Raw genomic sequence first — 25,795 nt, 5'->3', positions numbered from 1 at the left:
GCAAAGCTGCGCATGGGGGTGGAGCTTGCATAATCAGATGATTCAGTCCGGGAAGGCGGTGTGAGCGGCCTTTCTTCCGGCGGCTCCTTTCAGAGCGATGCGGCCTGGCTAGACCAGGTCAGAGCGCGTACGCGCCGCGCCTTGACCGTTGCCCGCGCGCCTGGCGATCGTCTCGCCTTGATCCGTGAACTGGCGCGCCTGTCAGGCGGCCGCACCGATTTGGAGAGCGCCGGGATAACGCTTGGCATCGACGAAGAGACCCAGCTTGGCCGCTTTGGACTGGCGCGAGCCAGCGGCGGCGCAGTTAGCCTTGTCGATGGCGTCCTCGATGAGATCGCGCCTGGCCTGGAGACGGCGCTGCAAATCGATCCCAGACCGCGCACGCTCTTCCAGGGCGGCGTGGCTGATGCGGCGCTCCTGCGCTGTACGGGCCATACCAGCTACCGCAGCATCACCCAGAAGGCGGCGCTCAACGCCTTGCTGACCATGCCTGACGCCGCATCGCTGATGGTGTCCATGCCCACAGGTTCGGGCAAGAGCCTGCTCTTCCAACTGGCTCCCTTGTGGTGGCGTCGGCAAGAGCCGGGCGCTTGTGTCATCGTGATCGTACCCACGGTCGCCCTGGCCGAGGATCACGCTCGTACGCTCAGCAAGATTGAAGGGCTGCAGGGCAGCCGGGCGCTGACGGGCGCCCTGAGCCGTCAGGAACGACAGGAAGTCATCGACGCGTTCCGGCGCGGAGAAACGCCCGTCCTGCTGCTTTCGCCCGAAGCCGCGTTCGGTTCGGCCTGGGAAGGCCTTCTCAACGCCGCCGCGCCGTCCGAAGACAAGTTTGGATTGGCGGGCCGACTTCTAGCGGTCTTCATAGATGAAGCGCACATCGTTGAAAGCTGGGGGCGCACTTTCAGGCCAGACTTTCAGCGGCTTCCCGCGCTCGTCGACGCCCTGCGCGTCCGCAACCCCGCCCTTCGCACTGTTCTGTTGTCTGCGACGCTGACGCCCGCGGCGTGCGCGGTTTTGAAGTCTTCCTACGGCCGCAGCGCTTGGCTCGAAGTGCATGCGCATACGCCGCGTTACGACTTTGATTTGGCGATGCGCACCTTCGACGATCATGGGACGCGCGATGCAGTCCTGCTGCGCGCGATCGATCACGCGCCAAGGCCCGCGGTTGTCTACACCACACGGGTCGATCAAGCGGGCGATCTGTACGACAGCTTGGTCAAGGTGCGCGGCTATGAGCGTGTCGCGCTCTTCACGGGCGCCATCACCGACGCCGTGGAACGTCGGCGGATCGTCGACGACTGGGCTGAACAAAAACTGGACCTCGTCGTCGCGACCTCGGCCTTTGGCATGGGCGTGGACAAGGCCGACGTCCGGGCCGTCATTCACGCCTGCCTGCCCGAAACCCCGTCGCGTTGGTACCAGGAGATAGGGCGCGCCGCGCGCGATGGACGCCAAGGCCTGGGCCTTGCCCTATGGACGCGCACGCGCCGGGACGAACGGGATGCTCGTCGTCGTGGCGATACCGATGAGGAAGATGAAACGCGATCCGACGAGGAGTTGGCACGCGCATTGGCGGGAGGCGGATGGCTCTCGCGACCCAAGGCCGAAGCCAGGTGGATCGCCTTGCGCAACAGCTGCGCACCCACGTGGGACGCCGACGACCGACGTCGCCTGAGCCTGTCGCTAGATGCGGCCCGCGAGGGACTTGGTCGCTACACCGGCGAGCAAAATCGCGGCTGGAACCGCAGTCTCCTTAACCTGCTGCAGCGCGCCGGGGTGATCGAGATCGAGGCGGCCCCGCCGGCTGATGGATCCGACATCGCACAAGGCGCCGAGACTTGGGAGGCCATCCTCAATGACGACGGCCTTTTGGGCGACGGGGAGGCCTGGGCTGAGGTCTGGGACCGGATCTATCGCGTCCGTGACGCGGAACAGCGGCAAGCCACACTGGAACTAGACCGCTTCCGCCGTCTCTTGGCGCGCGATGTCTCCGGCTGCCTTCTGCGTGAAACCTACGGACTGATCGAACCCAGCAGTGATGCGCCCGACTGCGGCCGGTGCCCCGACTGCCGCGCCCGCGGCCAAGCGCCGCCCACGCTTCTCCATCCGACGGGGCTGCAAGCCACTTGGCCGGCCCTCTCCTCTGTCGGCCGCTCGCCGCTGGGCAGCGGGCTGGTGTTGGTGGCGCCGCAAGCCGATGGTTCCGCCGAGGGCCTGGTGCGCAGGTTGGTGAACGCCGGCGTCGAGCAATTCATCGCCGGCCGACAACAGGCCCTCGCCATCGCCGAAATGCTGGCGGCCTCGACCGCCCGCCTGGGCCTTGTTCAAGACGCCGAGGACTGGATGGCGCATGAACGGATCTTGCCCGACGTGCCGACAGCCGTATTGCCCGCCGACAGCGTCGATGTCTGGCGCTGGCTGCGCGCCGCCCACCGCCTGGCCGCGCAACGTCCCAATCAGACCTTGGCCTTCGTTGTGGATCCCGAGCGGCGGATTGACGGACGCGCCTTGCATCAATTCGCCTCCCAGCAAGCGCCCATCGAAGAAGAAGCGCTCGATGAGTTGGCCAAGTCCGTCGCTGGAGTTTTCGCATGAGCCTGCTGACCGACACCCAGGGCACGCCGGAACGCGTCTGGTCCTCGATCAGCGCGGTTGCGGCGGTCGGGCGCCCCGTGCCGCGTGACGAACTGTGGAGCCTTCTGAGCCCGAAGTTCTTTCGCAATGGCGGTGAGAACGACGCCGGCGACGGATCGGCGGCTAAGCAGGCGGTCGGGGCGAGCGTCAGCCTGGGTTTGCTGGAACTCGATAGCACCGATTACCGACTGAGCCAGGCCCTGCCGGACGATTACCAAGACTTCTCCGATCGCGTTCACGACCGCCTCTGCACGATCGGGCCGGACGATCCGGACTACCTGGTCGTGGAAGCACTCGCCTGGATGATCCTCAAGGTCGATCAGGCCCAGTCGCTTGAATGGACCGGACAGGGCCCAGACAGAACCGCCAGCATGATCGAAGCCGACATCGGCAATCCGGCAGGTGGGGATCTTCGCTACAACCGCACCAAGATCACGGCCTGGCGGCGCTGGACCCAGTTTTTGGACCTGGCCATCGAACTGCCGGGAGGTTTTGGCTTCTATCCATGCATGACCGGCCGCGTGCGCCGCGAGTTGGCGCGATCGGCGTTGGCCAGAGACGTCGAATTGCCGGCCAGCGAGGTCCTGGCCGAATTGGCCCGTCGCATGCCCTATCTGGACGGCGGCTCCCTTCAGGCGCCGGTCATTGCGCGCATGGGTTTTACGCCTGATCGCCGTGATGTTTCGCGCCTGCTGTCGATGGCGTTGCGGGATCTGGCCGATGACGAACTCATCGAACTTCGTGTCCGCGGCGACGCCTCCGGCATTGTCCGGCTCGCCGCCGACGACAGGCCCCAGACCAGCGTCCAGCACATCGTTCTGAAGGGAGGCGCGCTGTGAGCCTGTTGTCGACGCCCTGCTGGACGAGCGAGGATGCGCGCGCGATCCTGCGGACTGAGGCGCTGGCCGGCGCGGACGAGATCTTCCTGGCGACCCACACGCCGGTCAACGGCTTCGACGTCGAAGGCTCGCACGCCACCGACGTTGAAGCGCCGACTGAAAGCGGCCTGCTCGCAGCTCTGGCCAATCCGCACCGCCAACACGCGCTGTGCGTCATTCAGGGCGAGCCAGGCTCTGGCAAGTCGCACATCATTCGCTGGCTCGACGTCAACTGGCCCGAACCTAGTGACCTGCGCCTGCTGATCCAGCGAGCCAACGGCAGCCTGGATGGCACCTTGCGTCAGCTTCAGCGCAAGATCCCCGCTCAGTTCCAGCATCTGTTCGACGGCCTCAAGCAGCAGCAGGCCGCTGGCCTTGTGGGCCGCTCGATGCAGTTCCTGACCTCCTTGGCCGTGTCGCTGCGTCCGGACTATTTCGACTCCGCGCCCGAAGACGTGGAGTGGTGCCGCAAGTATGAGCCGGAGAAGCTGATCCTCAACGCGCAGGTCCGTGAGAACTGGAAGGGTCCTCGCCGGGTGCTCGAGATCATGAGTGGYGGAGACGCTCGAAACTCGGAATCGGCGAGCTTCAATCTCGAGGACGTTTTCGATCTCGTCGACTATTGCCCCGACGCCAAGGACTCGGAGAAGTCCGCCACCCTGGCGCGACGGCTCATGGGCGAGGCCGTTCACATTCGCGAGGCCTTGGCCGAAGGTCGCTCGTGGGCGGAGATCAGCAACGACACCTTGGTCCTGCCCGAGAGCCTCAAGCTCATCGAGGCCCTCAACGCGCGCCGCAACCACGCTGTCCAGCACGTCATCGGCGTCTCGGCAGACGCGTTGAAGCGTCTTTTCGAGGAACTGCGGACGGCTCTCAAAAGGGAGGGGCGGCGGCTCGTCTTGCTCCTGGAGGACGTGACGACTTGGCAAGGCGTCGACGACAGCTTGATCGACGTCTTGGTCACGAACGCGGAGACCCGGCCAGAAGATGACCTGTGCCCCTTGATTTCGGTCATTGGCGTTACGCCCGACTATTACGAGCGCGACCTGAAGGGCAATTACCAACAACGCATCACGATCGATATCCGGTTGGGCAAGTCGGACGGGCGTTTTGAGGAGATCGGCACCCTCAGGGATCCAGAAAGGCGAGCCGCTTTCGTTTCGCGCTATCTGGCGGCCTCTCGGGCAGGTTCGGCGCGGCTGAAGCTTTGGCGCGAAGACGTCCGCACGCAGCACAGCCTGCCGCCACCCAACGTCTGTGAGACCTGCCCGCGCAGCGAGCCTTGCATCGCCACCTTCGGTGAGGTGGATGGGGTTGGCCTGTTTCCTTTCACCCGCCAGGCGGTGGACGGCTTCTTCGCGGCGCTGAAATCGGACGCGCGGGGGCAAACCTTCAAAACCCCGCGCGGCCTGTTGCAGGGCGTCCTGAGCCCCACGCTTCTGAGCACCGAGGTGTTCGCCGAAGGCCGCTACCCAGGTCCCCAAATCGAGCGAACCTACATCCAGAAGGTGGCGCTGGCGCCGCTGCTGGAAAGCCGCTTGACGAACCGCGTCGAGGACGAGACCCAGCGCGGTCGTCTTCGCCGACTGTTCGCCTACTGGGGTGATAATCGCCCCGGCCTTTCCGAAGACGATGACGGGCAGATCCGCTACGCCGGCTTGCGTCGCAGCGTGGTCGAGGCCTTCGACCTTCCCTGGATCGCCGACGATCTTCGAATGCCCGCGCCCGATGTGCGTGCGCTCGAAACGTCCATCGCGCCGGCTGACGGGCCAGACGATGAGGGTCAGCCAAGCGCAGAAGCTACCCCTGCGGCGGAAGCATCGACAGCGCCTCCGGCGACGGCAACAAAACCTACGACGACCAAGGCCGAAACCGCCGTTCGACCGCCAACCCAACGTCCGCCCGCGCCAGGCGTCAAATCGGCCGGCCGCAAAGAGCTGGAAAGGCTGCTGGCCGAAGTCGAGAACTTGCAGGGCGATGAGGCTCTGCCCAGCGCCGCGAAATGGAACGCGCTCGTTCACGAGGTGATGCAGACGATCGATATCCGGCGACTGCAGATCGATCGCTGGACGTTCGACAAGGTGTTCACGCCCGAAAGCGTCAAGATCGCAGGGGCCGGCAAGATCGACCCGCGCCATATGGAAGTCCCGCGCAAGGACTGGTTGGCCCAGGGCCTGAAAGCCTATGCGACCTTGAAGACGGAGGGCGCCGAACTCAGTCTCGAAGAGATCGAGCACGCAAGGCGGCGTCTTGCGGTGCTGGTGCGGCAACTGGAACGTCTGGCCGCCGACCATCTGGACCGCCGCCTGCCTACGCTGGCCTCCGGCAAGGGATGGCGTCCGGTCCGGGCCGCGGTTCAGGTACTGCTGGCGCGGGCTTGGCTGAGGGGCGCGGTATCGCCTGACGCGCCGCTGTCGGAGCAATGGCGGGTGCTGCTCAGCGACGAGGGCGAGGCCGAGGCCGCGCCGATGATGCGCACCCTGCCCTGGCAAGAGGTGTTGACCGCAACGGGCCGGCGCCATGCGGACCTGCGCGCCATGCTGATCGACATGGTCAGCCTGCCTCAGGGGCGCGCCCGCAGCTTCGGCCTGGCGGACTTATCGGTCGCCGCCGCGGCGATGATCGACTTAGCTCAGAGTCTGCGGGTCGATGGATTGCCGCCCGAGGCCGACGCCAAGCCGCCCGTCAGCGAACTGCCGGTCCTGCGCGAGGTGGCGCTCAAAGTCGCCGCGGCGCTCCCGCGTGTCACGGCGCTAGAGCGCGGTTTGCTGGGTGAACGGAGTAAAACCCTTCTGCCGCTCCTTCGCGACAACAGCGTGGCTGAGCACCTTGGCCGGGTCGATCGGGTGGTTCGTGCTGTGGCCCTCGCCTTGCCGACCCGATCGCCCGCCGAGGTGCGTGACTGGGTGGAGTCCTACGGCAAGCTGCGTCGTTTGCTCGAGGATCGGACCGCCCTGACGCGACTGCAAACGATGATGATCGAGGCTGTGGAAGACGATCCGCCGCGGACGCCCGCCCAACAGTTGGCCTGGCTGATCGCCGCGCCGGCAGCGGATCTGAGAACGGTGCTGGATCAGGTTCAGAAAGGCGAAAACACCGTCGAGGAACTGGCTCCGCACGTACACGACCTGGTCCATGCCGCCTCCGGCGGGGTGGATTTGGCCAGCCTGCACGCACGTGGCGAAGCCCTGAAGGCGGCCTCGGCGGCGGCCAAAACCGTTCTCATGTCCGCGAGCGCTCAATGACCGACGCCCTGATCCAGTTGGAAGCGGAAATCGAACTTATTCCCACGGCGTTGCAAGCGCGCGCCTTGGGGTCGATCCTTGGCAAGGTCAGCGAAAAGACCAGCGACTGTGTTCGCCAAGGCCAGCGTTGCGTAGCCCTTATTGACCTTGCCAACCTTCTTGGCGGGCTGTCGGAGGCCGGCGTGAAAAGCGCCGCCGAGAACGCTGTCACGCAATCCCTTGAGATCGGCGAACTGCTCGCCACGGCCAAGACCGCCGATGACCTTGGTGCGATCGACGAGGATTACGGCCAACTGCCGACGGCGCTACGGGATCTGGACCAGCAGGTTCGCTTCCTGTGGAACATAAGATCAAAAAGCGACTACGCCTCGCTTATTCCCGTCGGTCATCTTGTGGGTCGCATCGCCGGGGCCGAGGCGCTGGGCGCCAGCTTGGTGGAAACGGGTCAGAGGGCCGAAGCGCTCGCGGCCCGAACCCAGCCGGCCGAGACCCTCGCACCCGAAATCGCCAAGCTGAAGGCCGATCGGGGCAAGGCGCTGGAGGAGATGGCGGCGTTCACCGCCAGCCCCGAGGTTGATCGCTTCCTGGAAGCGGTCACCAAGGGGGCGGCGACCCTTGAAATGGTGACGCCGACCGTCGCGGCCTGGCTGAAAAAACACGAGGCGCTCGGCGCGTTCAAGGTCACCGGCTAGGCTTCGCAAACGAACCTTGCCAGCAGGCTCCGGCTTGTCGAGGCCTGGGCCAAGCCCTCCGACATCAGGTCGCTGGGTTGGTGCACACACGCATGGCACCCGTCGACGCAAAGCCGCCCATGAAGCCTGTAGAGCTGATCGGCCAGCCGGTTTTCAGGGCTGAGGCTATCATCGAGGGCCGCGTCTTCGACTTGGGCGTAGGCGGCAAGGAGACGCGCAGCCACGGGGCTCTTGCCGGCCGTGGCCTGATCGACGCAGGCGCTGATCAGCTCCCATGCCGAAGGCTCGCGTTTGAGCTTGGACTGAAGCGCCGCTTCCACAACTCGCAATTCAATCGCCAGGTTATAGAGGTCGAAACGCTCGATCCCGATTTGCTCTTTGCCATAGAGCACGCGCAGGACGGCCGGCGGCGCAGCCGCGCCTGGCGGCAAGTCCAACGCCTCGACCAGCGTGCGCAAGGTCGAAGGATTGTCAGGATCCAAGGCCCGCCATTGGCCATGATGGTCCCCGGCTTCGAACAATCGCGCCAGCGCCGCGTCCTCAAGAGCGTTGGGGCAATCGGTAATGAACCCGTCGCGCCAATGGGCTTTGGATTGATCAAATTGCTCGGCGTAAGCGCGCGTGGTTCCGTCACCGTATGAACCCGCTTCACAAAGGGTGATCACCGCTTCCTCGATCGCCTCGAACTGCAATGGAAGGCGCGTATGCATGATCACCTGCCGCTCGTCGCCGCGAGCGGTCTGGACAAAGGACTCCTTCAAACGCATGCCCAGCGCATGAACCACTGACGTCCAAAGGTAACGCCGCAAGGTTGCGGGGTTCGACAAGCTGTCCAAGGCCGCCTGCAGGACCGGCTTCAAAGCTGGCGCTCCGAAGATTTCGGCCACGCGCATGACGCGCGCGATGCTCAGCATCGGATGATGCGACAGGTACGCCGCGCGCGTGTCTTCAAACAGCGTGGCGACGTCGGTCCTGTCCCAGAACCGGAGAACCGACTTCAGACGGGTGCGCAGCGCTGTATCGGCGATCGCCGTGGCCAAGAGTTCGGCCGCCCGGCGCGCCTCAAAGCCATTGACCCCCGCGGCGATGGCGCCGGCTTCGAGGACGTAGCGGAAGAGTTGCCCCTCGTGCCAGGCGCGCTCGCCATCGGCGGTTTCAAGCCGCTTGGCCTCCCGGTCGACGAAACGGGTCAGTCGCTCGGTGTCGATGACAAACCGAACACCTTCGGTCTGGACGTGAAAACCGTGCAGAAGCGGTCGCTCATCGCCCGGACCGGTAAAGATCTGGGTGAAGGTCTCCGAACTGGCCGGCGGTCCGTTGAGCGGCGCTTCGGCATCCGCGCCCCAAAATACCCGGGCCATGCCAAGACCGGTGGTCTTGCCCCCCACGCCGTCGCCTTGGAAAAGATCAACGCGCGAAACCCACGGCTCCAATCCAGTGATGGGCAGAGCGCGAGCCAGATCGTCGGCGGGTTTGAGGACCGGAAAGCCGCGCAAGAACCCACGGCTATCGTGCCTGATCTGCCGGGTCAGGTCCGGCGGATCGCCGACCTTGGCGACAGCTGCGCTCGTACCAGACCCCGCCTCCCAATCCGATTGCCAGCCAGCGCCATGCATGCGTCCCAAGACTTCGAGCGTCAGCTGGGCGGGGCGGAAATAGGTGTCGTGCAGGTCGACCAGCAAGGGCCGTGCCTCGTCCGGCAACTGCTCCAACCAGGCCTGAGCGCCCTCGCCCACCGGATATCTGCGGCCCTGTTCGTAGTCCTCCGGAGTCAACCAGGGCCCGCGGCCGTCGACTGGCGGACGCCAATAGACATTGACGCCATCGTAGCGGCGCGTGGCGTTGCCCGGCGCCGCCGTGGCCAGAGCCAGGGAGATGTCTTCGTCGGCGTCCTTTGCACCCGCCGACCTGACGGTCAGGTGCGGAAGGTTGATGCTTTCAAAAAGCGTTCCCGGGATCCAGGTCAGTAGCGCGCGCGCCTTGGGCGTCGAAGTCAGCGCTTCATCCTTGGAACGCGCCTTCAAGGCTTTGCGCCAGAAGACCGCCAACCCCTCCTGGGCGAACGGCTCCCACGCGTTGGGGCCAAAAAGGGTCTCGACGAAGATCTGCGCCTCGTTCCAGGCGTCTTGATCCGGCGCCTCCAGATCGACGGGCCGGCCGCGGCGCTCTCGCCGCGCAAAAGCGTCCAACACCGCCGCCAGCACCTGGCCACGACGAACGAAGAAGTTGTCGGGATTGAGCGGGCTGTCGAAACCCGCCGGCGAGATCATCTCGTGAGGCTTGCGAAACCACCAGGTGTCGCGACTCGAATAGAGCGACAGCGTAACGCCCGTGATCGGTCGATCATCGACCCCACGCCCGCCTCTACCCTTGCGCTGGATGAAGCTGGCCAAGTCGCGCGGCGCGTAGTGCTGGTAGACCAGGTTGATGTCGGGATCATCGTAGCCGACCTCCAGGGAGGAGGTCGCAAAGACGATGTCCGAGCGCTTGATCATGCCCTCAACCCGACCGGACGTGCCCGAGAACACCGGCTGTTCGGCCACCGTGAGCGGCGCGCCTGGACGGCGGCGTCCCGCCGCGCCCGTCTGGGCGCTGTCCTGCGCGGCGAACCACCAGCACTCGCCTTCCTGGAAGACATCGCAGCCATGGGGCTGCCCACAGCAGCCTTGGCGCGCCTGCCCCGTCAGGGGATCGTCGGGATAGTCCCGTGTCCGCAGCTTCGCGAGCTTTTTATAGGTCTCAGCATCGGCATAGGCAGCGTGCAGACGGCGGACTTTGTCGATTGAATCCAGGAAAACCAGACTGCGGAACCCGCCTTGCAACCCCGTACGCCGCCGCATGCCGTGGGCCAGACACATCAGGCTCTGAATGGTCGTCGACGCGCCGGCGATGTCCTTGCCGCGCGACTCCACCTCGGGCTGGACGAAGTAGAAGTATTCCCGCCCTCGTGGATTGACGGTCTTTTCGCCGTCGAGGGGCGTGATCAGTTGGGCCGGATGGCCAACCAGGCGTTCCCAGGCCTTTGCCGGATCGCCGAGCGTGGCGCTCATACCGATAGCCAGGAGTGGAAGAGCGCTCTTGGCGTTGACGGCGGCGCGCGCCACCAGGCGTCGCAGCGCGTAACCGACCTGCGCTCCGTGAACATGGGAATAGAGGTGGATTTCATCGGCAAGCACCGCGCGCGGCGGCGCATATCCGGCGTCGTCGCCAAACAGCCGTCCGTAATCGACGTTGTGCATCCACTGGTGCAACGAGTCCGTCGTGGGCAGGAAGAGCGCCGGAGGATTGTCGCGAAGCGCCTGCTTTGAGCCCACCCAACCCGAGAACGTCCAGGCGCAATGGGTGCAGGAAAGCTTGTCGGCGCCGTCTACCCCCTGCCCGTGAGACAGGAGGAGTTCCTGTTCGCAGGTGGGGCAGGCAAAGAAGGGGAAGGTGTAGGTGCGATCGCTCACTTGGCGCCAGCCGGCGTCCTCATCCCATTTTTGCAGTTGCCCGAAGGTCTGAGGCACGGCCCCGACCTGCAGACCCACCGTCACGGTCGGCATGCCCGGCTCGCGGGCGAAATCGGACAGATAGCCCGCCAAGCGCTGGGCCTGGTTGGTCGCCAGGCGAATGCGCGGATAGGCCAAGATGGCCCTCACGCCGCGTATGCCGTCCAAACGGTCGGCGGCAGCGCCGGCGATCAATGGGAAGATCGCCGCCTCGGTCTTGCCCGACCCGGTATCGGCGGCGATGACGTAGGCGTTTGCTGCCCGACCCGCCCAGGCCTGGCTGATCGCGATCAGGCTGCGGGCTTGAAACCCCGCGACCGCCGCCGTGTCTCCCCAACGCCGTTGCAACATGTCGCGCAGCGCAAAGAGCGCCTGCTGATGAGCTTTGGGCAGGCCTTCGGCGGCGCGCTCGACCGTGTCGCCGACCGCGTCGCGTCGCTCGGGCTTGTCGCGATCGCGCAACTCGATCTTCAGGCTGCGGACCAGATAGGGCCGAGTGTCGGCGTCGTCGGGCTTGAAGCGTTGCTTCACATAGCGAAGCTCGCGCGCCATCTCGCTCATGCGGCTTCGAACACGGCCTTCATCGGCCAACATCAGCCAGCCTTGCGCGGCCAGACGACCAACCGCGCCAGCGACCACTTCCCGATCCAGACCGCCCTGATCGGCCAAGGTGGCGATCGATGTCCAAGCTTCGAAGACGCCAAAATTGATCGTCGTGGCCTCGAGGGTCTCAAGGGCGTTGAGGACAACGAAGTCTTGATCGGACAACGCCGGCGGCGGCTCAGGCGGTTCGCTCTCGTCTGGGACTTCGGTCTCGACCCAATCGACCGTCATGGCGCTATTGGCGGTCGCAAAGACGATCAGTCCTTCGGCCTTGAGCACATCCAGTGTCGGCTTAAGGACGTCCACGCCTTTGCCGTTCATCCAGGCAAAGCGCTGACGCACCTTGTCATAGAAAGGCGGCGCGCGGCCGGAGCGCGTTTGGCTGATGACGCCCTCGAGCCTGGCCCGGACGGTCTCAATATCGACCGCGAAGACCTGACGACGCGGATCGACGATGCGGGCCTGCCAGAAACTACCGTATCGCGTGGATTCGGTGAGATTGATCCAGCCCAAGGCGTGAAGCCGGGCAAGATCGGGCAAGAGGTCGCGCTGCGTCGCCAGCTTGGCTTGCAGGTCCTTGATCTTGGCCGCCCCGTTCGCAGACTGCGTGACGCAGACACGCACCGCCGCCAGGAGTCGTGCTTGATCCTGTGTGAGGTCTTCATCGGCGGCTGTCGGCCCCGGCGCGACCTGGGGGCTGTCGTCGAACAGCGGCGGTGCGTCGAATCCGCGTAGCAGGATCTGGACGCCGACCTGACCGCCGCCGCCGTTCTGAAGGTTGCAGGAGCGTCGAGGCTTGGCGCTGAAGACGAACTCGCGAAGGAGTTCGGCCTTGTCCATGGCGTCCTGATCGCCCGGCGCGGCGTCCAACAGCCGACGACTGATCAGGATGATCAGCTTGGTTCTGGCGCGCGTGATGGCCACGTTCAACCGTTCGGGCGCGAAGATGAAGTCAGCTTCGGCCACCGCAAATTCTGCGTCGGCCACGCAATAGGACATGATGACCGCGTCGCGCTCCTTGCCTTGGATACGATCGACGGTTTCCACGAACGCGCCTTTGGCCAAACTGTTTGGCAGGGCTGAGCGGATGGCGTTGTTCTGCGCTCGGTGCGGACTGACGACCGCCAATCCGTCTTTCCAGAACTCCGGCGCCAGCGCGCCACCCGTTTTGGCGCCGACCATCCGCTCGGCCAGCTTCTGCGCCAAATTCGCGGCCAAACCGGCTTCAAACTCGTTCTGGCTGGCGGCTGGCGGTCCCTCGTGCAGCAGAACGGCCACGGGCCAGTCAGGGTCCAGGAGGTCGGCTTCCCACGGATCAAGCCCGTCACGCCAAGTGTCGATCAGGGCCAGACGCGCATCGCGCACCTCGTCGACCGAGCGATAATTGTCCTTGTAGAAAACGCGCTCGGGAAACTCGGCCAACGGGCCGTTGAGCCTGAAGGTCTCGTCCAGAGGAAACTCCGGAACCTGACCAGACTTCAGGAAGCTGTAGAGCGATCCGCCCAGGTCGCGGGTGTCGACCCGGATGTCGCGGGCCGAGCGGATGGGCGGCAATTGCTGGTCATCGCCGGCGACGACCACCCGTCCGCTGGCCTTCAAACCCGCCAGGGCCATCAACCCGTGGCTGACCACCATCTGCGAGGCTTCGTCGATGCACACCAGGTCAAAGAGGTCCGCCGTAAAGCCGTCGCCTCCTGCCGCCTTGCGGGCGGTTAGGCGCGCAAGCGACCAGATCGAACCGCCCATGACCACATAGGGAGCCTGCAGGTCCGCCAGAGCCGCATCCGCCTCCGAGGCGCTGAGACGCTCGCGGTGTTCAACCAGGCCCGAGAGGCCCGCTGGGGGTCCCGCGCCAACGTAGCGGACGTCACAAAGGCCTGGGGCGTACTCGGATGCACGTTTGGCCACGGCGTCCAGCAAGTTGCCTATGGCGTTGCGGGTGAAGGCGCTGACAAAGACCCGAGTCGACAGGCCCGCCGCCGCGCGCGCCTGGATATAGCCGACCACGAGCCAGGCCAGCAGATGGGTTTTGCCCGTGCCCGGGGGCCCGAGCACAAGGCCCGCCCGTGTCGTCGCCAAGCCCTGCCAAGCTGCGATCTGAGCCGGTCGCAGCGGGTAATCGTCCTTGGCTTTCAGTTGGGGCGCCACGAACGTTTCCAGCGCCGCGCGCCAAACTTCCGGATCGGCCGCGCCTGACGCGAAGGCCTTGGGATCGCGCAGAAACCTGACGAGTTGACCGGGGCCGCTCATGGTTGGGCGCTCGCCAGATTGGTCAGGAATTGCGCGGCGCGCACGCTGTTGACGTCGCCGAACGCCTGATCAATAAACCACCCGTTCGAGGCGGTGCGGCGCAGCAGGGCGTCAAATTCCGGCGCCCTGTAAATCGCCGGCTCCATGCGTACGGACACCCGATCGGGTCGATCCTGATAATCGGCTGACGGCGCCAGGATCGAGCAACTGACCGACCGCCAGTTTCCAAGATTTAGGCGCAGATCCGGATCATTGTCGGTCAGGATGAGGTTGAAAGATCCAGGGCCAAGGTCGCTTGCGCGGCTCGCCTCGGGCACGCTGAAAGTCAGGATCGCCGAGCGGCCGTAGACCGCGTGGTTGATCAGCGTCAGACCCGCCATGCAGCGCCCAGTGTCACGTCTGCGTTCGGCGGGCTGGGCCAGGCCTACCAGCGCTTCCAAGAGACCCGCGCGGTTTTCGAGCAACTCACACGCCACCAGGATATCGAGATCGACGGCGTTGAGCGGGTCGAAGCTGGCGTGGAAGCGGAAGGGCTTCTTGGCCAGTCGCAGCAACGGTGCGCCCTTGGCCGTCGACGCCTGATTTTGCATGTAGAGCCAAGCGATGACGCCTTGCAGCGCGTCCAGACGCGCGGCCACGTCAGCCTCGACGGCGCTGACGGGTTTGGCGTCGAGCTTTTGCTCGCGGATGGGCCGGATGACGTCGATCGACAAGAGTGACGAAAACTGTCGTTGGAAACCGGACGCGGGCCGATAGGCGGGGCCGCCGCCGACGCCCTCGAGCGCGCGACTGACCTGCCGCAAGTCATAGGCGACCATCACCGGCAGAGCATAGAGTTGCTCCACAACGCTGCGGACGGCGGTGGCCGGCAGATGATGGACGCCCTTGAACTCAGGCTCGGGCACGACCTCGTCGGGCGGGAACAAGCGCACCAGGTGCAGCAAGCCGCCGCGGATGTGGGCGTTGTCCAGGTGCCGGCCAAGGGCGTTTTGCAGGGCCGTGGCTTCGGTCGGCTCATAGAAGAATATGTGGGCGAAGACCCCCTGCCCGGCTGGCGCGGCGGCGTTGGCCTGGTCGATCGCGGTGAGGTCCTCGATCAGGGCGGCCAGGACGGTAATCATCGCCAAGGCTTCGTCCTCGGCCTCGCCGCTCTTTGGAATTTCGATCTTCTGGCTCACGACCTTGCCGCCCTCGACCCGCCGATACCCTATGGCGGCGATGCGGTCGTCGACGGGGTCGTGGTCGACCGACAGCAACAGGATGACGTCGGCCCGCGGCGGCATCAGGAACGTGTGCTCATCGACGGTGCGGATGATCTGATTGGTCGCGAGGGCTTGAGCGCGCGCCTTCAGCGTTTCGGCGCGACGCCCCAGCGACCAGCCAATTCCCGGCTGCTTGGCCAGTCCCGCGGCCTTGGAAAGATTGGCGACCGATCGAACGTCCAGGCGAAGCAATGACCGCTTGGCCTCATGCGTCAGCCCCGCCACGGCCGAGACGTCTCGCTTCTCCGGCGGTAGTTGCGGGTCGATGCTGCGAGCGCAGTGATCGATGAATTCACACTGCTCGCATTTGAAATAGAGGTGAAAGAAGGTCTCGTCGAAGGTGGGCAGCACCTTCTTCCTGGCGATGCCGGGCAGGATGTTGCGGCAAAAGTCGTCAACCATCCGAAGATAGGGCGCCAAGGCAAAACGCTCGACCTGATGGTCCTCGCCCGTGGCGACGCCGTGATCGGGGATGCGCCAGATCTCGCCATGGTCATCTAGGCGGGCTTGCGCCGACAAACCCATCTCTCGCAACAGTTCTTCCAGCACCCGCACGTAAAAGGCCACTTGCGTCTTGTGGAACGCGGTCGCGCGTCGCGTCGCCTTGACGTCGATGATGGTGAAGACGCGATCGCCATGCCCTGCCGGCGCGGCGAAGCGGATCAGGTCGGGCAGATTGCGCTTCAACGCCAGATCCGTGCCCTCAAGGAATTTGGGCTGAGACCGCGGCGTGAGATTGGCTTGAGCGGCGTAGGGTTTGCTCTGCTGGCCTTGCAGGAAAGAGGCGGTCAGGCGCTCGTCCAGCGGACGCTTCGGCGAGGCTGGCAGGAGTACGCCATCGGTGCGATCGAGCTTGCCGACGACCCGCGCTTCGAACTCGTTTCCCAGGACCGCCCAGGTGTTTTCCTTGACGATCTTTACGACCGGCACGGCGTCCAGTTCAGCGTCGGTGAACAGCTCGTAGCGGGTCTTGCGCTCACAGCGGTACTGGAACCAGGACTTGATCGTCGATCCGCTGAAAGTTCTCGCCATGCTCGACGCCCACGGCGCGAATCGCGCACCTGTAAGTTGTTACAGCGCCATCAGGACCGTACAGCGCCGCTTGTGCAAGACGGTCCGTACCGTTGCGCCAAAGCCGCGAGCGCCATACTTGCCTCCAGAGGCGAACAACGGCATATTTTCCCCATGAAGTTCAACTCCGACCAAGCGCTAGCAGCAGGCCGTCGGCTCTATGAAGAGCACGGTAATGACTGGTCGCAAGTGCGACGAGCTGGCCGCGAACTGCCCGACGGCGTCATTGATCTGACGCAGCCTAAATCCAGCGACCAGACCAAGTCCGCCAACGGGCGCGCGCGCCGCGCTTGACGTTCAGCTACAACCTCGTTCTGGCGCTGTTTCTCCTCGCGCCCGGGTTCGCGGCTTACACCGGCCTTTTCTTCACCAGCCAAAAAGATGGGCGTCTTCACCCTGCGCCGCCGGCGCCGGGCTCGATCGTCACCCTGGCCCTCGTCACGCTGGCCACCCTGCTGCTGCACGCCGCATGGGCGCTAGCGCTGTGCCTCCAAGCCGTGTGGGTCAAGGCCGGATGGTGGCACCTGACGGTCGACTACGACCCCAATATCTATGTCGATCTGCTCGCGGCAGGGAAACCGGGTTTCACGCTCAACGGTTGGGGCATCTTTTCCTTTCTCGCCAGCCTGGTCGTGCTGTGCGTCGGCGGTTTCCTGGTCACCTTGGCCCTGATGTCCAATGCGGCCGTCGAAAAGCGCTTGTCGGGTTTGCTCTATGGCTGGGCGGCTGACCTCGTCGGCCAGATGCGCGAGAAAGATCCCAAGTATGTTCGCGTCGCGACGGCCTTCGTGCTGACGACCATCGAGCATGAGGGCGCGATGTTCGGCTATGAGGGCATGCTGCAGAACATGGCGCTCAACCCGGACAAGGAGATCATCTCGATCTCGCTGAAGGATGTCACAGCCTTCTACGTCGACATGAAGCCGGGCGAGTTCAAGCGCACGGTGCTGACCAAGACCGAAGGCATTCCGAACATCTATCTCGAAAAGAGCCAGATCCAGAACGTCGCCTTCAGCGTCTATAGAACCTTCAAACCCGATCCCAACGTCGTGGTCCCCGCCGCTGATGTCACCTGACGGCGCGGCCCAGATCAGGCCGCCTTCGCTCTCGGGCTTGGCGAAACAGGCACGCGGTCAGTTGCTGGAACGCAAGCCCAATCCGGTCTCCACCTATCGGGCGCTCGTCCAGGACGCCAAGGCCAGTGTCGTCGGCCCAAGCGCCATCGAGTTTCAACGCAGGTTCAACGGCTTTTACGGTGTGCGCCGCAACGCCGATTGGCGCGGCCAATTTTACGACCTGTTCGAAGCGGCAAGAAACTCTGAGCAAACCCACCAGGTTTTGTTCGAGACGGTGCTGCTGGACCTCTATGCGAAGACAGGCCGGGTTGAAGCCTCGTTCGTCAGCAAACTGGTGGCGACGCTTCGGCCTGAAGCGCCGATCATCGACAGCATCGTCTCCAAGTTCATGGCCAAACGTTTGCCAAAACCGGTGTTCAGGCGGGCCCCGGACAGCGCCGTTGCCTACTACAAGGCGCTCGACGAGATCCTGCGGCGGCTGCAAACCACGGCGGAGGCCCGGTCCTGGTCGCAATGGTTCGATCAGACCTTCCCCACGCCGACCGGCGGCCTCGCCATCGGCCCGATGAAGAAGCTGGACTTCCTGATCTGGGCTGGCTCGACCAACGCCTCTAATCCCAAAGGTTCACCTGGAGCGAAGTGAGCTCATCACCAACTCGTCGTCCGCGACGTCGGCTAGCTGAACCGCCTCGACACCCGGATCTAGGACCAGGCCGCGCGCCACCTCGTCGCCAAGCCGCGTCAACTCATAGACCACGGTCTTGTCGAACATCTTGGTTTCGACGTAGCCGTTCTGGGCGAGCCATTGCCCCTGAGTTTGGACGAAGTCATGGGTCTGGCGCACGCCGACCTGGGTCAGAAGACTTGTCAGCAGGCCAAGATTGCTGGCGCCCGCGCCCCAGCGCAGCATCCTGAGCATCCAGGCGCGCGTGGCTTTGAGATTCGCCTCCGAAGCCGTCTGGAGAAGCTCAGCCGCTGTCAGCCCGGCTGGATCAATTGGCTTGGTCAGAACGTCCCTCCATTCTCAGATCGCCTGCACCACGTAGCGCTCAGCGCGATCGAACAGCAGACACCCTATGCCAATTGGCTCGGCGGGCTCGCACCTTAAGCCTCTGCTCGTCCGCGCCGACCGCGGACAAACACACGGTCCGTGGCCATGAACCGCGCCAGCATTGGCCCGATCAGCCTGGCGGGCTCCACCGCTTTTCCGCCATTCTGAGCCGCATGGGCCTGGGCGTAAGCCAACAGATCACGGTGGATCGCGGCCGGAAGGTCCAGGCTGAGTTTGACGGGCGTCTCGTCTTCAAGCGGTCCCAGCTTCAGCTTGCTCATCGGGTCTTACTCCCCAGATAGGGCTCAAGCACCAGGTCGCGGGCCAACAAGACCCGCAGCGGCGCGCCCGGGCGAATGGTCAGGGTGGGCGTCAAGGACAGGCTCCGTCCCACCGCCTGCTGGCCGACGTCGCTGACCGACTGGCTAGCTCCGCGGCGGATCGCGCGTTCCAGATCGCTTCCGTCGCTCGACTGCCCAGCCTCTGCGCCGATGGCCAAAACGGTGCTGAGCGCTGCGGCCGCGAGCACCGCTCCCCCGTGCCGGTCGACGCCATCTTGCAGGCCCGCCATGCCTTGCGGATCCGTGGCTGGAAGCTTGTCCAGGACGATGGATCGGCCCGAAGGCAGGATCAGCCGCGTCCAGGCGACGGACAGACGGCTCTGCCCAGCTTGGGTCGTGGTCGCGTACTCGCCGATCAGACGCGCGCCGGCCGGAATGAGCAGGTGATGGCCGCCCAGGCTGTCGAAGACGTCCTGAGTGACCTGAGCAATGGCCAAGCCCGCCGCGTCTGATCGAAGTCCCGTGACCAGGGCGGCAGGAATGACGGCGCCGGCCTGAAGCAGGTAGGGCGAAGCCGGCGCCTGCAATCGCTCGGGGCTGGTCAGACGCTCGTCAGCCACCGGTGCCTRCTGCGTCGTGAGCGCAGGCCCGGCAGCCGTTCCCGATCGCCCCGCCCGGGTCGCGAACAGATCGCTGGCCCGCGCGGCGGTCCTGGCGGCAACGCGTGGGTCGGCCTCCTTTGACGCGACGGGCCGCGCGACATAGCCGGGCGGATTGGCCGGGTTCGGCGTCGCCAAGTCCGCCGGGCCCGATTGCACCTCGCCAAGGCCGCGCGCCCGCTGAGCGCTGAGTATTGGCCGACCAAGATCGCCCGGCAGCGGCGGCCCCAAGATGGGAACCGCGTCGCGGCGCTGTAGGTAGTCCTTAGGCAGGGCCGAGATCTGTTCGGGCGGTGGTGCCGCCGGTTGAAAGACGGGCTGGGACACAGCGCGGTCGCGCTCACGCAATGACCACCCCAAGGCGGCGCAGATCCCAACCACCATCAGTCCGCCCGCGACGATTAGCGCCTTTCGTGAGACCCGGGTCGCCGTCTTGGGCGCGCCGCGCAAGCGCAGGTCCTTGGCGATGGCCTTTTGCTCCTCGTCGATGGCCTCGCTCATCGGACCACCTCCGGCGACGCGGCCAGACGTTCTATGCGAACGCGCTGGCGCCACCGCTTGAGGCCAAACCGCAATTCGGCGCGATCGAACAGGCGGTCGACCACCAGGCGGCGTTCGGAAATCCGGTAGTTGACCAGCTCGGCGCTCTTGCCGTCCGGACCGACCAGAAACAGCGGCGGCAGATCGCTCAGCACGACGCCGGGCCCAAACTCCACGAAGGTGCGCACGCCGTCGTCATAGACCCGCACAGGCCGCCACCGCGCATTGCCCGTAACGCGATAGGCAAAGCTGAAATTGGCTGAAGCGGGTTCAGCAACAGGCGGAACCGACGGCGCCGGCACGGCGATGACAGGTGCGCCGATCATGGCCGGCGCGGCTTCCGATGACGCGGGATAACGCCAGCCCACCTGAGACAGGAAGGCTCGGTCCGAAGCGCGCAATTGCAGGTGATAGGTGCGACGGGTCGTGTTGATGACCAGATTGGTCGCCAGGTCGCCTTGGACAGGTTTGACCAGGACATGGACCCGGCGGTTAGCGCCCTCCCCGCTCGTGGTGTCGCCGATCACCCAGCGTGCGGTGTCGCCCGCCGCGATCGGATTGGCGTCCACCAGAGCCTCGCCGGCCTCGAGCGTGATGTCGGTGATCCGCCCCGGCGAAGCGACCAGTTCATAGACCGCTCGATCCACGAAGAGGTATTCCGTCGCGGCGGCGACCTGCGGCTGGCGAGCCTGCGTTGCTTTGGGCGCGGCAGCTCCAGGCGTGGCCGTCGCTGCGGCCAATACGGTGATCAGCATGGTCCGGATCATGCGTTGTACTCCCGTGACCAGGAGACGGCGCGAACGTAGATGCCGAACGGGTTCTTGACGAAGGCGTCGGCCGAGGTCGGGGTAACGATCGTCAAGGTCAGGATCGCGCTCCAGCGCTGCGTGGACGCTAACTGGCCTTCGACATAGCGCCGCTCGACCCAGGCCAGGCGGAAGCTGTCGGGCGAAGCCCGCACCACATTGGCGATGTCGACGGAGACCTGCGCCTTGCCGATCTGAGCGAAGGGATCTGCGCCGCGCGCGTAGTCGGAAAGCGCCGCCGCGCCGCCCGCGTCGGTGAAGTCGTAGGCTCGTCGCCAGTTTTGGCCCAGGACCACCGCATCAGCCGGCACCGAGCGGGTGTTTTCGATGAACCGCGACAGCGCCCAGGCGATCACCGGATCCGGCGGCCGGTAGCCGCGCGTGGCCGGGCCGACCGCCATTGTCTGGCCCAGCCGATCGACCTCCACGACCCAAGGCGTGATCGTGCCGTGGGCGGCCTGCCAGATCATGCCGCCGGACTGGACGATGTTAGTGGCCAGGAGGCCAACAGCGATCAGGCGCCAGTTGGCGGCCTGGACCCGGGCCGCGCCAATGCGCTCGTCCCAGGCTTGACCGGCCCGCTGGTACGGCGTTTCGGGAACGGGGGTCGCGCCCAGGCGCGAGCCTCCCTTGAAGGGGTTCATCAGCTTTGCTCCGAGAGAGAGGGACTGGCGCCGCCACTGTGGTCGTCGCCGCTGGCCAGGCCGTGTGCGGCTAGGCTCGCGCCGTGGGCCAGGGTCTGCTGTTGCTTGAGGTCGCGCGCCCAATCCGGCGGCTCTGGGTTATCGGACCCAGCAGACGCGCTTCCTGAACCAGAATCCCCGCCGCCCGAGGCGGACATGGCCTTGGGCTGGCCGCCTGCCGCTCCAGCAGCGCCACTGCCGGATGGGGGGCCAGGTCCACCGCCGGTCGGTCCTTCCGGCGTCGGGGCTGCGGGACCGGGACCCGAACCCGCCGCGCCGGCCGCACCGGACGCCGAGGCCAGACTCGCCCCGCCGCCGGCAACCATCTGGGCCGCGCCGGCGCCGACCATGGCCATGCCCGCCACCGTCAGGCCCGTGCCAACCGCCGCGCCCGCTCCAAGTTGGGGGGCACCCGACACCAGGCCCGAGGCGATGCTGGGACCAAAGATCGACAGGCCCAGCAAGGTCAGGGCCGCCAAGGCCATGGCCAGGACCTCTTCCAAGGTTGGCTGCCCCGAAGCGGCGCTGGTGAATTCCGAAAATAGGGTCGATCCGATGCCGACGATCACGGCCAGGACCATGACCTTGACGCCCGAGGCGATGACGTTGCCCAGCACGCGCTCGGCCAGGAAAGCGGTGCGTCCGAAAAGGGCGAAGGGCACGAGGACGAAGCCGGCCAAGGTGGTCAGCTTGAACTCGATCAGCACCACGAAGATCTGCACCGCGATCACGAAGAAGGCGACAATCACCAGCAGAGCCACGACCAGCAGGATGACGATCTGGACGATGTTCTCGAAGAAGCCGGGAAAGCCGCCCAACTCGCTGGCCGCCATGAGGATCGGCTTGCAGGACGAGATGCCCAACGCCGCCAGCTTGCCCGGCCGCAGGAAATCGCCACCCGAGACGCCCGCTCCCGACGCTTTCAGGCCAAGCCCCGAAAAGCCCTTCAGGACCACGAGGCTCAGGCTGTGAAAGTTGCCGATCAGGAAGGCGAAGAAACCGACATAGAGCGTCTTCTTGACCAGGCGCGCGGTGACGTCCTCCTGCGCCCAGGCCCAGAAGAGCGCGGCCAGGGTCATGTCGATCGCCACCAGGGTGGTGGACAGATAACCAACCTCCCCGCCCAGCAGGCCAAAGCCGCTGTCGATGTGCTGGGTGAAGACGTCCAGCATTCTGTCGATGACGCCGGTGTCGCTCATGACGCCGGCCGCCCGAAGAAGCGGTCGCGAGCCGCGGCCCAGGCCGCTTGGCAAGCAAGGTCGCCCTGCCCGGCCGTCCGGCATCGCGCCAGTTCGGTATCGACCGGTGCGGTGCTCGCGGCCTTGATCGGTGGTGGCGCCTGGGACGCTCTGCCCGCCAAGACAGCGGCCCCAAGCAAGATGATCAGTACGGTCCCCCAGATGAGGGACCGGGTCATGGCTGCGGTGCGGCTCCCATGAACTTGGAAAAGCGCGCCTTGGCGTCTGCTCTGGCCGCGGCGCGATCGGCAGCCTCCAGCGCCTGAGCCCGGCCGTTGGCGACAACCACCGCCGTCAGCGCGGAAAGTTGCTGAGCTTGAAGGGCAAGCAGCTGATTGCCGGCCTGCGCGGCCTGCAACGCCCCGCTGGCGTCCTGGCTGGCCGACACCAGGCTTTGCATCTCGCCGCGGCTGGTCTCCAGCCCCTCGACGACACCGGCCTGGACGGTCAGCGCGTCCTGAAATCCGGCGACTGAGGTCGTCCAGCGCTCGTCAGCGCGCTGCGCGAGGTCGGCGTCGCTAGCCAGGAGATCGGCCAGCCCGTAGCGCCGATGAAAGGCGTCCTGGATATCGCGCACATTGTAGGCCAAGGCCCGCGCCTGGCCGAGCAGCGCCTGGGTCTCCGCGACTTGGGTTTGAAGAGCCGACAGGGACGAATACGGCAGGCTGGCAAGATTCCTCGCCTGGCCGATTAACATCTGAGCCTGGTTCTGCAGGCTGGTGATCTGGTTGTTGATCTGCTGCAGGGCGCGGGCGGCCTGCAGGACATTCTGGGCGTAGTTGCTGGGGTCATAGACCGCCACCTGCGCCACGGCGTGGGGAACAAGACCTGGCGCGCCAAGGATCGCGGTGGCGCCGCACAGGAGCGCCGCCAGACGGCGTCGAGAAAACTTCATCGGGAGGACTCCGCAATCATGATGGAAGCCAGGAGGTCGGCGGCCCATGGCAGCCGGCGGTGACGTAGCCAGGCAGCGGCGAAGCCCTCGGGCCCATGGGCTTGGAAAACCGAGGCGATGTCGGCCTGGTCGGTTTTCGAGGAGGCCGCGCACAGCGCCAGGGCGATCGGCCCAAGGCCCAGGTCGAACAGACGCTCGCCCGCCCGCGACTGGACGTAATAGTCTCGCTTGGGGGTGGCCCGGCTGAGGATCTCCACCTGACGGGCGCTGAGGCCAAAGCGGGCGTAGATCGCCCCGCTCTGCGGTTCCAGGGCGCGCGGATTGGGCAGGAAGATCCGGGTCGGACAGCTCTCGACAATCACCGGCGCGATGGGACTGGCGTCGATGTCGGTCAGGGACTGGGTGGCGAACACCACCGAGGCGTTCTTCTTGCGCAGCGTCTTGAGCCACTCGCGCAGCTGCGCGCCGAACGCCGGATCATCGAGCGCCAGCCAACCCTCGTCGATCAGGATCAGGGTCGGACGCCCGTCCAGGCGGCGCTCGATGCGATGAAAAAGATAGGCGAGCGCAGCCGCGGCGGCAGGTGTCCCCAGGAGCCCTTCGGTCTCGAAGGCCTGAACCGCATGATCGGCAAGCGCTTCATGCTCGGCGTCCAGCAGACGCCCCCAGGGTCCAGCCAGGGTGTAAGGCGCCAATGCGTTCTTCAGGTCGAGGGTTGGCAGCAGCGCGACAAGTCCGCTCAGCGTGCGCTCCTGAACCGGGGCGGACGCCAGGCTCGCCAGGGCCAACCAGACGTGATCGCGAATGGCCGGCGTTGCGTCCACGCTTTGGGCCGTCAACAGTCCGACGACCCAGTCGGCCGCCCAAACCCGTTGAGCGGGATCGTCGAGATCGGCCAAGGGCTGAAGCGCGACGGCTGGTCGGTCCGCATCGAGCAGGACGCCGCCGAGATCGTGAAAGGCTCCGCCCATGGCCAGGGTCGCCGCGCGGATCGAACCGCCAAAATCGAAAGCGACGATCCGGGCCCCAGCGTAGCGGCGAAACTGCAGCGCCAGGAGCGCAAGGAGCACGCTCTTGCCCGCCCCGGTGGGCCCCACCACCATCATGTGGCCGACATCGCCGACGTGGGTGGAGAGCCGAAACGGCGTCGAGCCCTCGGTCTTGGCCATCAGCAGTGGCGGACCGCCGAGATGCTCGTTCCACCTAGGCCCGGCCCACACCGCCGACAGCGGCGCGATATGGGCCAGGTTCAGCGTCGACAGCGGCGGCTGGCGGACATTGGCGTAGGTCTGACCCGGCAAGGTTCCTAGCCAGGCCTCGACCGCGTTGATCCGCTCCTTGATGATCGTAAAGTCGCGGCCGGTAATGACCTTCTCGGCCAAGGCCAACTTGGCGTCGGCCTGGACGGGATCCTCGTCCCAGACGACCAGGCTCGCGGTGACCAGCGCATAGGCGACGGCGTCGCCGCCAAGGTCCTGCAGGGCCTGGTCGGCCTCCCCCGCCTTGTTGGTCGCATCGTTGTCGATCAGCGCCGAGGGCTGTTGCGTCAACGCCTCCTGCAGCAAGGCGCCGATCGACTTGCGCTTGGCGAACCATTGACGCCGGATCTTGCCGATCAGCCGGTTGGCGTCAGCCTTGTCTAGGCAGAGCGCCCGCGTTGACCAGCGGTATGAGAAGGCCAGACGATTGAGCTCATCCAGCAAGCCCGGCAGGGTCTGGCTTGGAAAGCCGACGATCGTCAGGGTCCGCAAATGCGCGCCGCCCAGTCGGGGCTCCAGGCCTCCGTCCAGCGGCTGGGTCGCGACCAGCGCGTCCAACTGCATAGGGATTTCGGGAATGCGCACCGTCTGGCGCTGGGTCGTCACCGCACCGTGCAGGAAGCCGAGGGTCTGGCCGTCGTCCAACCAGGCCGCCTCGCGGGTTAGCCCCTGGATGAGCGCCAGCAGACGGTCCGAGCGCTCGATGAAACCGGCCAACTGAGCGCGCCAGTCAACGCCTGCCTGCTCTCGTCCCTCGACGAAGAGGTTCTCCAGGCGACCCGTCCGCTCGGCTGGCGGCAGGTAGACCAGCGTCAGGAAATAACAGCTCTCGAAGTGCGCGCCTTCCTCCAGGAAGGCTTGGCGCCTCTCGATATCGACCAGAGCCGAGGCCGGGTCGGGAAAGACGCTGTCGGGATAGGCCATGGCCGGATCGCGGCGGGCCTCGACGAACAGCGCCCAGCCCGAACCCAATCGACGCAGGGCGTTGTTCAGCCGCGCGGCGACGGCGGCCACCTCGGTGTCACCGACCGAAGCCAGGTCCGGGCCGCGGAATCCGGCGGTGCGTTGGAACGCCCCGTCCTTGTTGAGCACCACGCCCGGAGCGACCAGGGCCGCCCAAGGCAGGTAGTCGCACAGGAGCTTGGGTCGGCGCTGGTATTCGCGAAGATCCAGCATCG

17 protein-coding genes are annotated in these 25,795 nt (G+C 65.7%); 6 read left to right on the top strand and 11 right to left on the bottom strand.

Going from position 1 to position 25,795, the window contains the following annotated elements; translation table 11 throughout:
* The first annotated feature begins 60 nt into the window (after positions 1-60).
* Genes AC1DSO_RS05230 through AC1DSO_RS05215 form a run of 4 tightly spaced genes read left to right on the top strand, consistent with a single transcriptional unit; the run spans position 61 to position 7,452 of the window.
* Entirely contained in the window at positions 61-2,598 is a 2,538-nt protein-coding gene (locus tag AC1DSO_RS05230; RefSeq protein WP_477067841.1) for a DEAD/DEAH box helicase, read from the top strand.
* Complete coding sequence (locus AC1DSO_RS05225; RefSeq protein ID WP_310083191.1) at positions 2,595-3,476, top strand: hypothetical protein; 882 nt, start codon at positions 2,595-2,597, stop codon at positions 3,474-3,476. Before AC1DSO_RS05230 ends, AC1DSO_RS05225 begins: the two co-directional genes overlap by 4 nt.
* Positions 3,473-6,760 (top strand): hypothetical protein, encoded by a 3,288-nt coding sequence (locus tag AC1DSO_RS05220; protein ID WP_477067840.1) that lies wholly within the window; start codon positions 3,473-3,475, stop codon positions 6,758-6,760. Before AC1DSO_RS05225 ends, AC1DSO_RS05220 begins: the two co-directional genes overlap by 4 nt.
* Positions 6,757-7,452 carry a hypothetical protein gene (locus AC1DSO_RS05215; protein WP_310083187.1) on the top strand — a complete coding sequence of 232 codons (696 nt, stop codon included), beginning with the start codon at positions 6,757-6,759 and terminating at the stop codon, positions 7,450-7,452. Before AC1DSO_RS05220 ends, AC1DSO_RS05215 begins: the two co-directional genes overlap by 4 nt.
* Here the strand turns inward: AC1DSO_RS05215 and AC1DSO_RS05210 are convergent.
* Together AC1DSO_RS05210 and AC1DSO_RS05205 are read right to left on the bottom strand one after the other, a co-directional pair.
* A complete protein-coding gene (locus AC1DSO_RS05210; RefSeq protein ID WP_477067839.1) occupies positions 7,449-13,796 on the bottom strand; it encodes an AAA domain-containing protein in 6,348 nt (2,115 codons plus the stop codon). The two genes, AC1DSO_RS05215 and AC1DSO_RS05210, sit on opposite strands and share 4 nt — an antisense overlap.
* Complete coding sequence (locus AC1DSO_RS05205; RefSeq protein WP_477067838.1) at positions 13,793-16,090, bottom strand: hypothetical protein; 2,298 nt, start codon at positions 16,088-16,090, stop codon at positions 13,793-13,795. Before AC1DSO_RS05205 ends, AC1DSO_RS05210 begins: the two co-directional genes overlap by 4 nt.
* A 329-nt stretch (positions 16,091-16,419) precedes the next feature.
* Here AC1DSO_RS05205 and AC1DSO_RS05200 point away from each other — a divergent pair, with 329 nt between their 5' ends.
* Both AC1DSO_RS05200 and AC1DSO_RS05195 read left to right on the top strand, forming a co-directional pair.
* Positions 16,420-17,205 carry a hypothetical protein gene (locus AC1DSO_RS05200; RefSeq protein ID WP_477067837.1) on the top strand — a complete coding sequence of 262 codons (786 nt, stop codon included), beginning with the start codon at positions 16,420-16,422 and terminating at the stop codon, positions 17,203-17,205.
* 61 nt (positions 17,206-17,266) lie between these two features.
* Positions 17,267-17,848, top strand: a complete 582-nt coding sequence (locus AC1DSO_RS05195) for a hypothetical protein (protein ID WP_477067836.1) — start codon at positions 17,267-17,269, stop codon at positions 17,846-17,848.
* Here the strand turns inward: AC1DSO_RS05195 and AC1DSO_RS05190 are convergent.
* The 9 genes from AC1DSO_RS05190 to trbE all read right to left on the bottom strand — a co-directional run bounded on the left by AC1DSO_RS05190 (position 17,831) and on the right by trbE (position 25,793).
* Entirely contained in the window at positions 17,831-18,115 is a 285-nt protein-coding gene (locus AC1DSO_RS05190) for a hypothetical protein (protein ID WP_477067835.1), read from the bottom strand. The two genes, AC1DSO_RS05195 and AC1DSO_RS05190, sit on opposite strands and share 18 nt — an antisense overlap.
* A gap of 194 nt (positions 18,116-18,309) precedes the next feature.
* Complete coding sequence (locus AC1DSO_RS05185; RefSeq protein WP_477067834.1) at positions 18,310-18,537, bottom strand: DUF2274 domain-containing protein; 228 nt, start codon at positions 18,535-18,537, stop codon at positions 18,310-18,312.
* A complete protein-coding gene (locus AC1DSO_RS05180) occupies positions 18,534-19,697 on the bottom strand; it encodes a TraB/TrbI/VirB10 family type IV secretion system protein (RefSeq protein ID WP_477067833.1) in 1,164 nt (387 codons plus the stop codon). The genes AC1DSO_RS05185 and AC1DSO_RS05180 overlap by 4 nt, the downstream gene beginning before the upstream one ends.
* Positions 19,694-20,503: a P-type conjugative transfer protein TrbG gene (gene trbG / locus AC1DSO_RS05175; RefSeq protein WP_477067832.1), complete on the bottom strand. Its 810-nt coding sequence runs from the start codon at positions 20,501-20,503 to the stop codon at positions 19,694-19,696. Before trbG ends, AC1DSO_RS05180 begins: the two co-directional genes overlap by 4 nt.
* Positions 20,500-21,186: a conjugal transfer protein TrbF gene (trbF, locus tag AC1DSO_RS05170; protein WP_477067831.1), complete on the bottom strand. Its 687-nt coding sequence runs from the start codon at positions 21,184-21,186 to the stop codon at positions 20,500-20,502. The genes trbG and trbF overlap by 4 nt, the downstream gene beginning before the upstream one ends.
* Positions 21,186-22,424 (bottom strand): P-type conjugative transfer protein TrbL, encoded by a 1,239-nt coding sequence (gene trbL / locus AC1DSO_RS05165; protein ID WP_477067830.1) that lies wholly within the window; start codon positions 22,422-22,424, stop codon positions 21,186-21,188. The genes trbF and trbL overlap by 1 nt, the downstream gene beginning before the upstream one ends.
* Positions 22,421-22,642 (bottom strand): putative entry exclusion protein TrbK-alt, encoded by a 222-nt coding sequence (gene trbK-alt / locus AC1DSO_RS05160; RefSeq protein WP_477067829.1) that lies wholly within the window; start codon positions 22,640-22,642, stop codon positions 22,421-22,423. Before trbK-alt ends, trbL begins: the two co-directional genes overlap by 4 nt.
* Complete coding sequence (gene trbJ / locus AC1DSO_RS05155) at positions 22,639-23,358, bottom strand: P-type conjugative transfer protein TrbJ (RefSeq protein ID WP_477067828.1); 720 nt, start codon at positions 23,356-23,358, stop codon at positions 22,639-22,641. The genes trbK-alt and trbJ overlap by 4 nt, the downstream gene beginning before the upstream one ends.
* Positions 23,355-25,793, bottom strand: coding sequence for a conjugal transfer protein TrbE (gene trbE, locus AC1DSO_RS05150; protein ID WP_477067827.1), 2,439 nt, complete (start codon positions 25,791-25,793; stop codon positions 23,355-23,357). The genes trbJ and trbE overlap by 4 nt, the downstream gene beginning before the upstream one ends.
* Positions 25,794-25,795: the final 2 nt, after the last annotated feature.

It is taken from the genome of Caulobacter sp. P4_E5, assembly GCF_056401555.1.
Note: the sequence above shows the minus strand (reverse complement) of the source record. Positions and strands in the feature narration are given on the sequence as shown.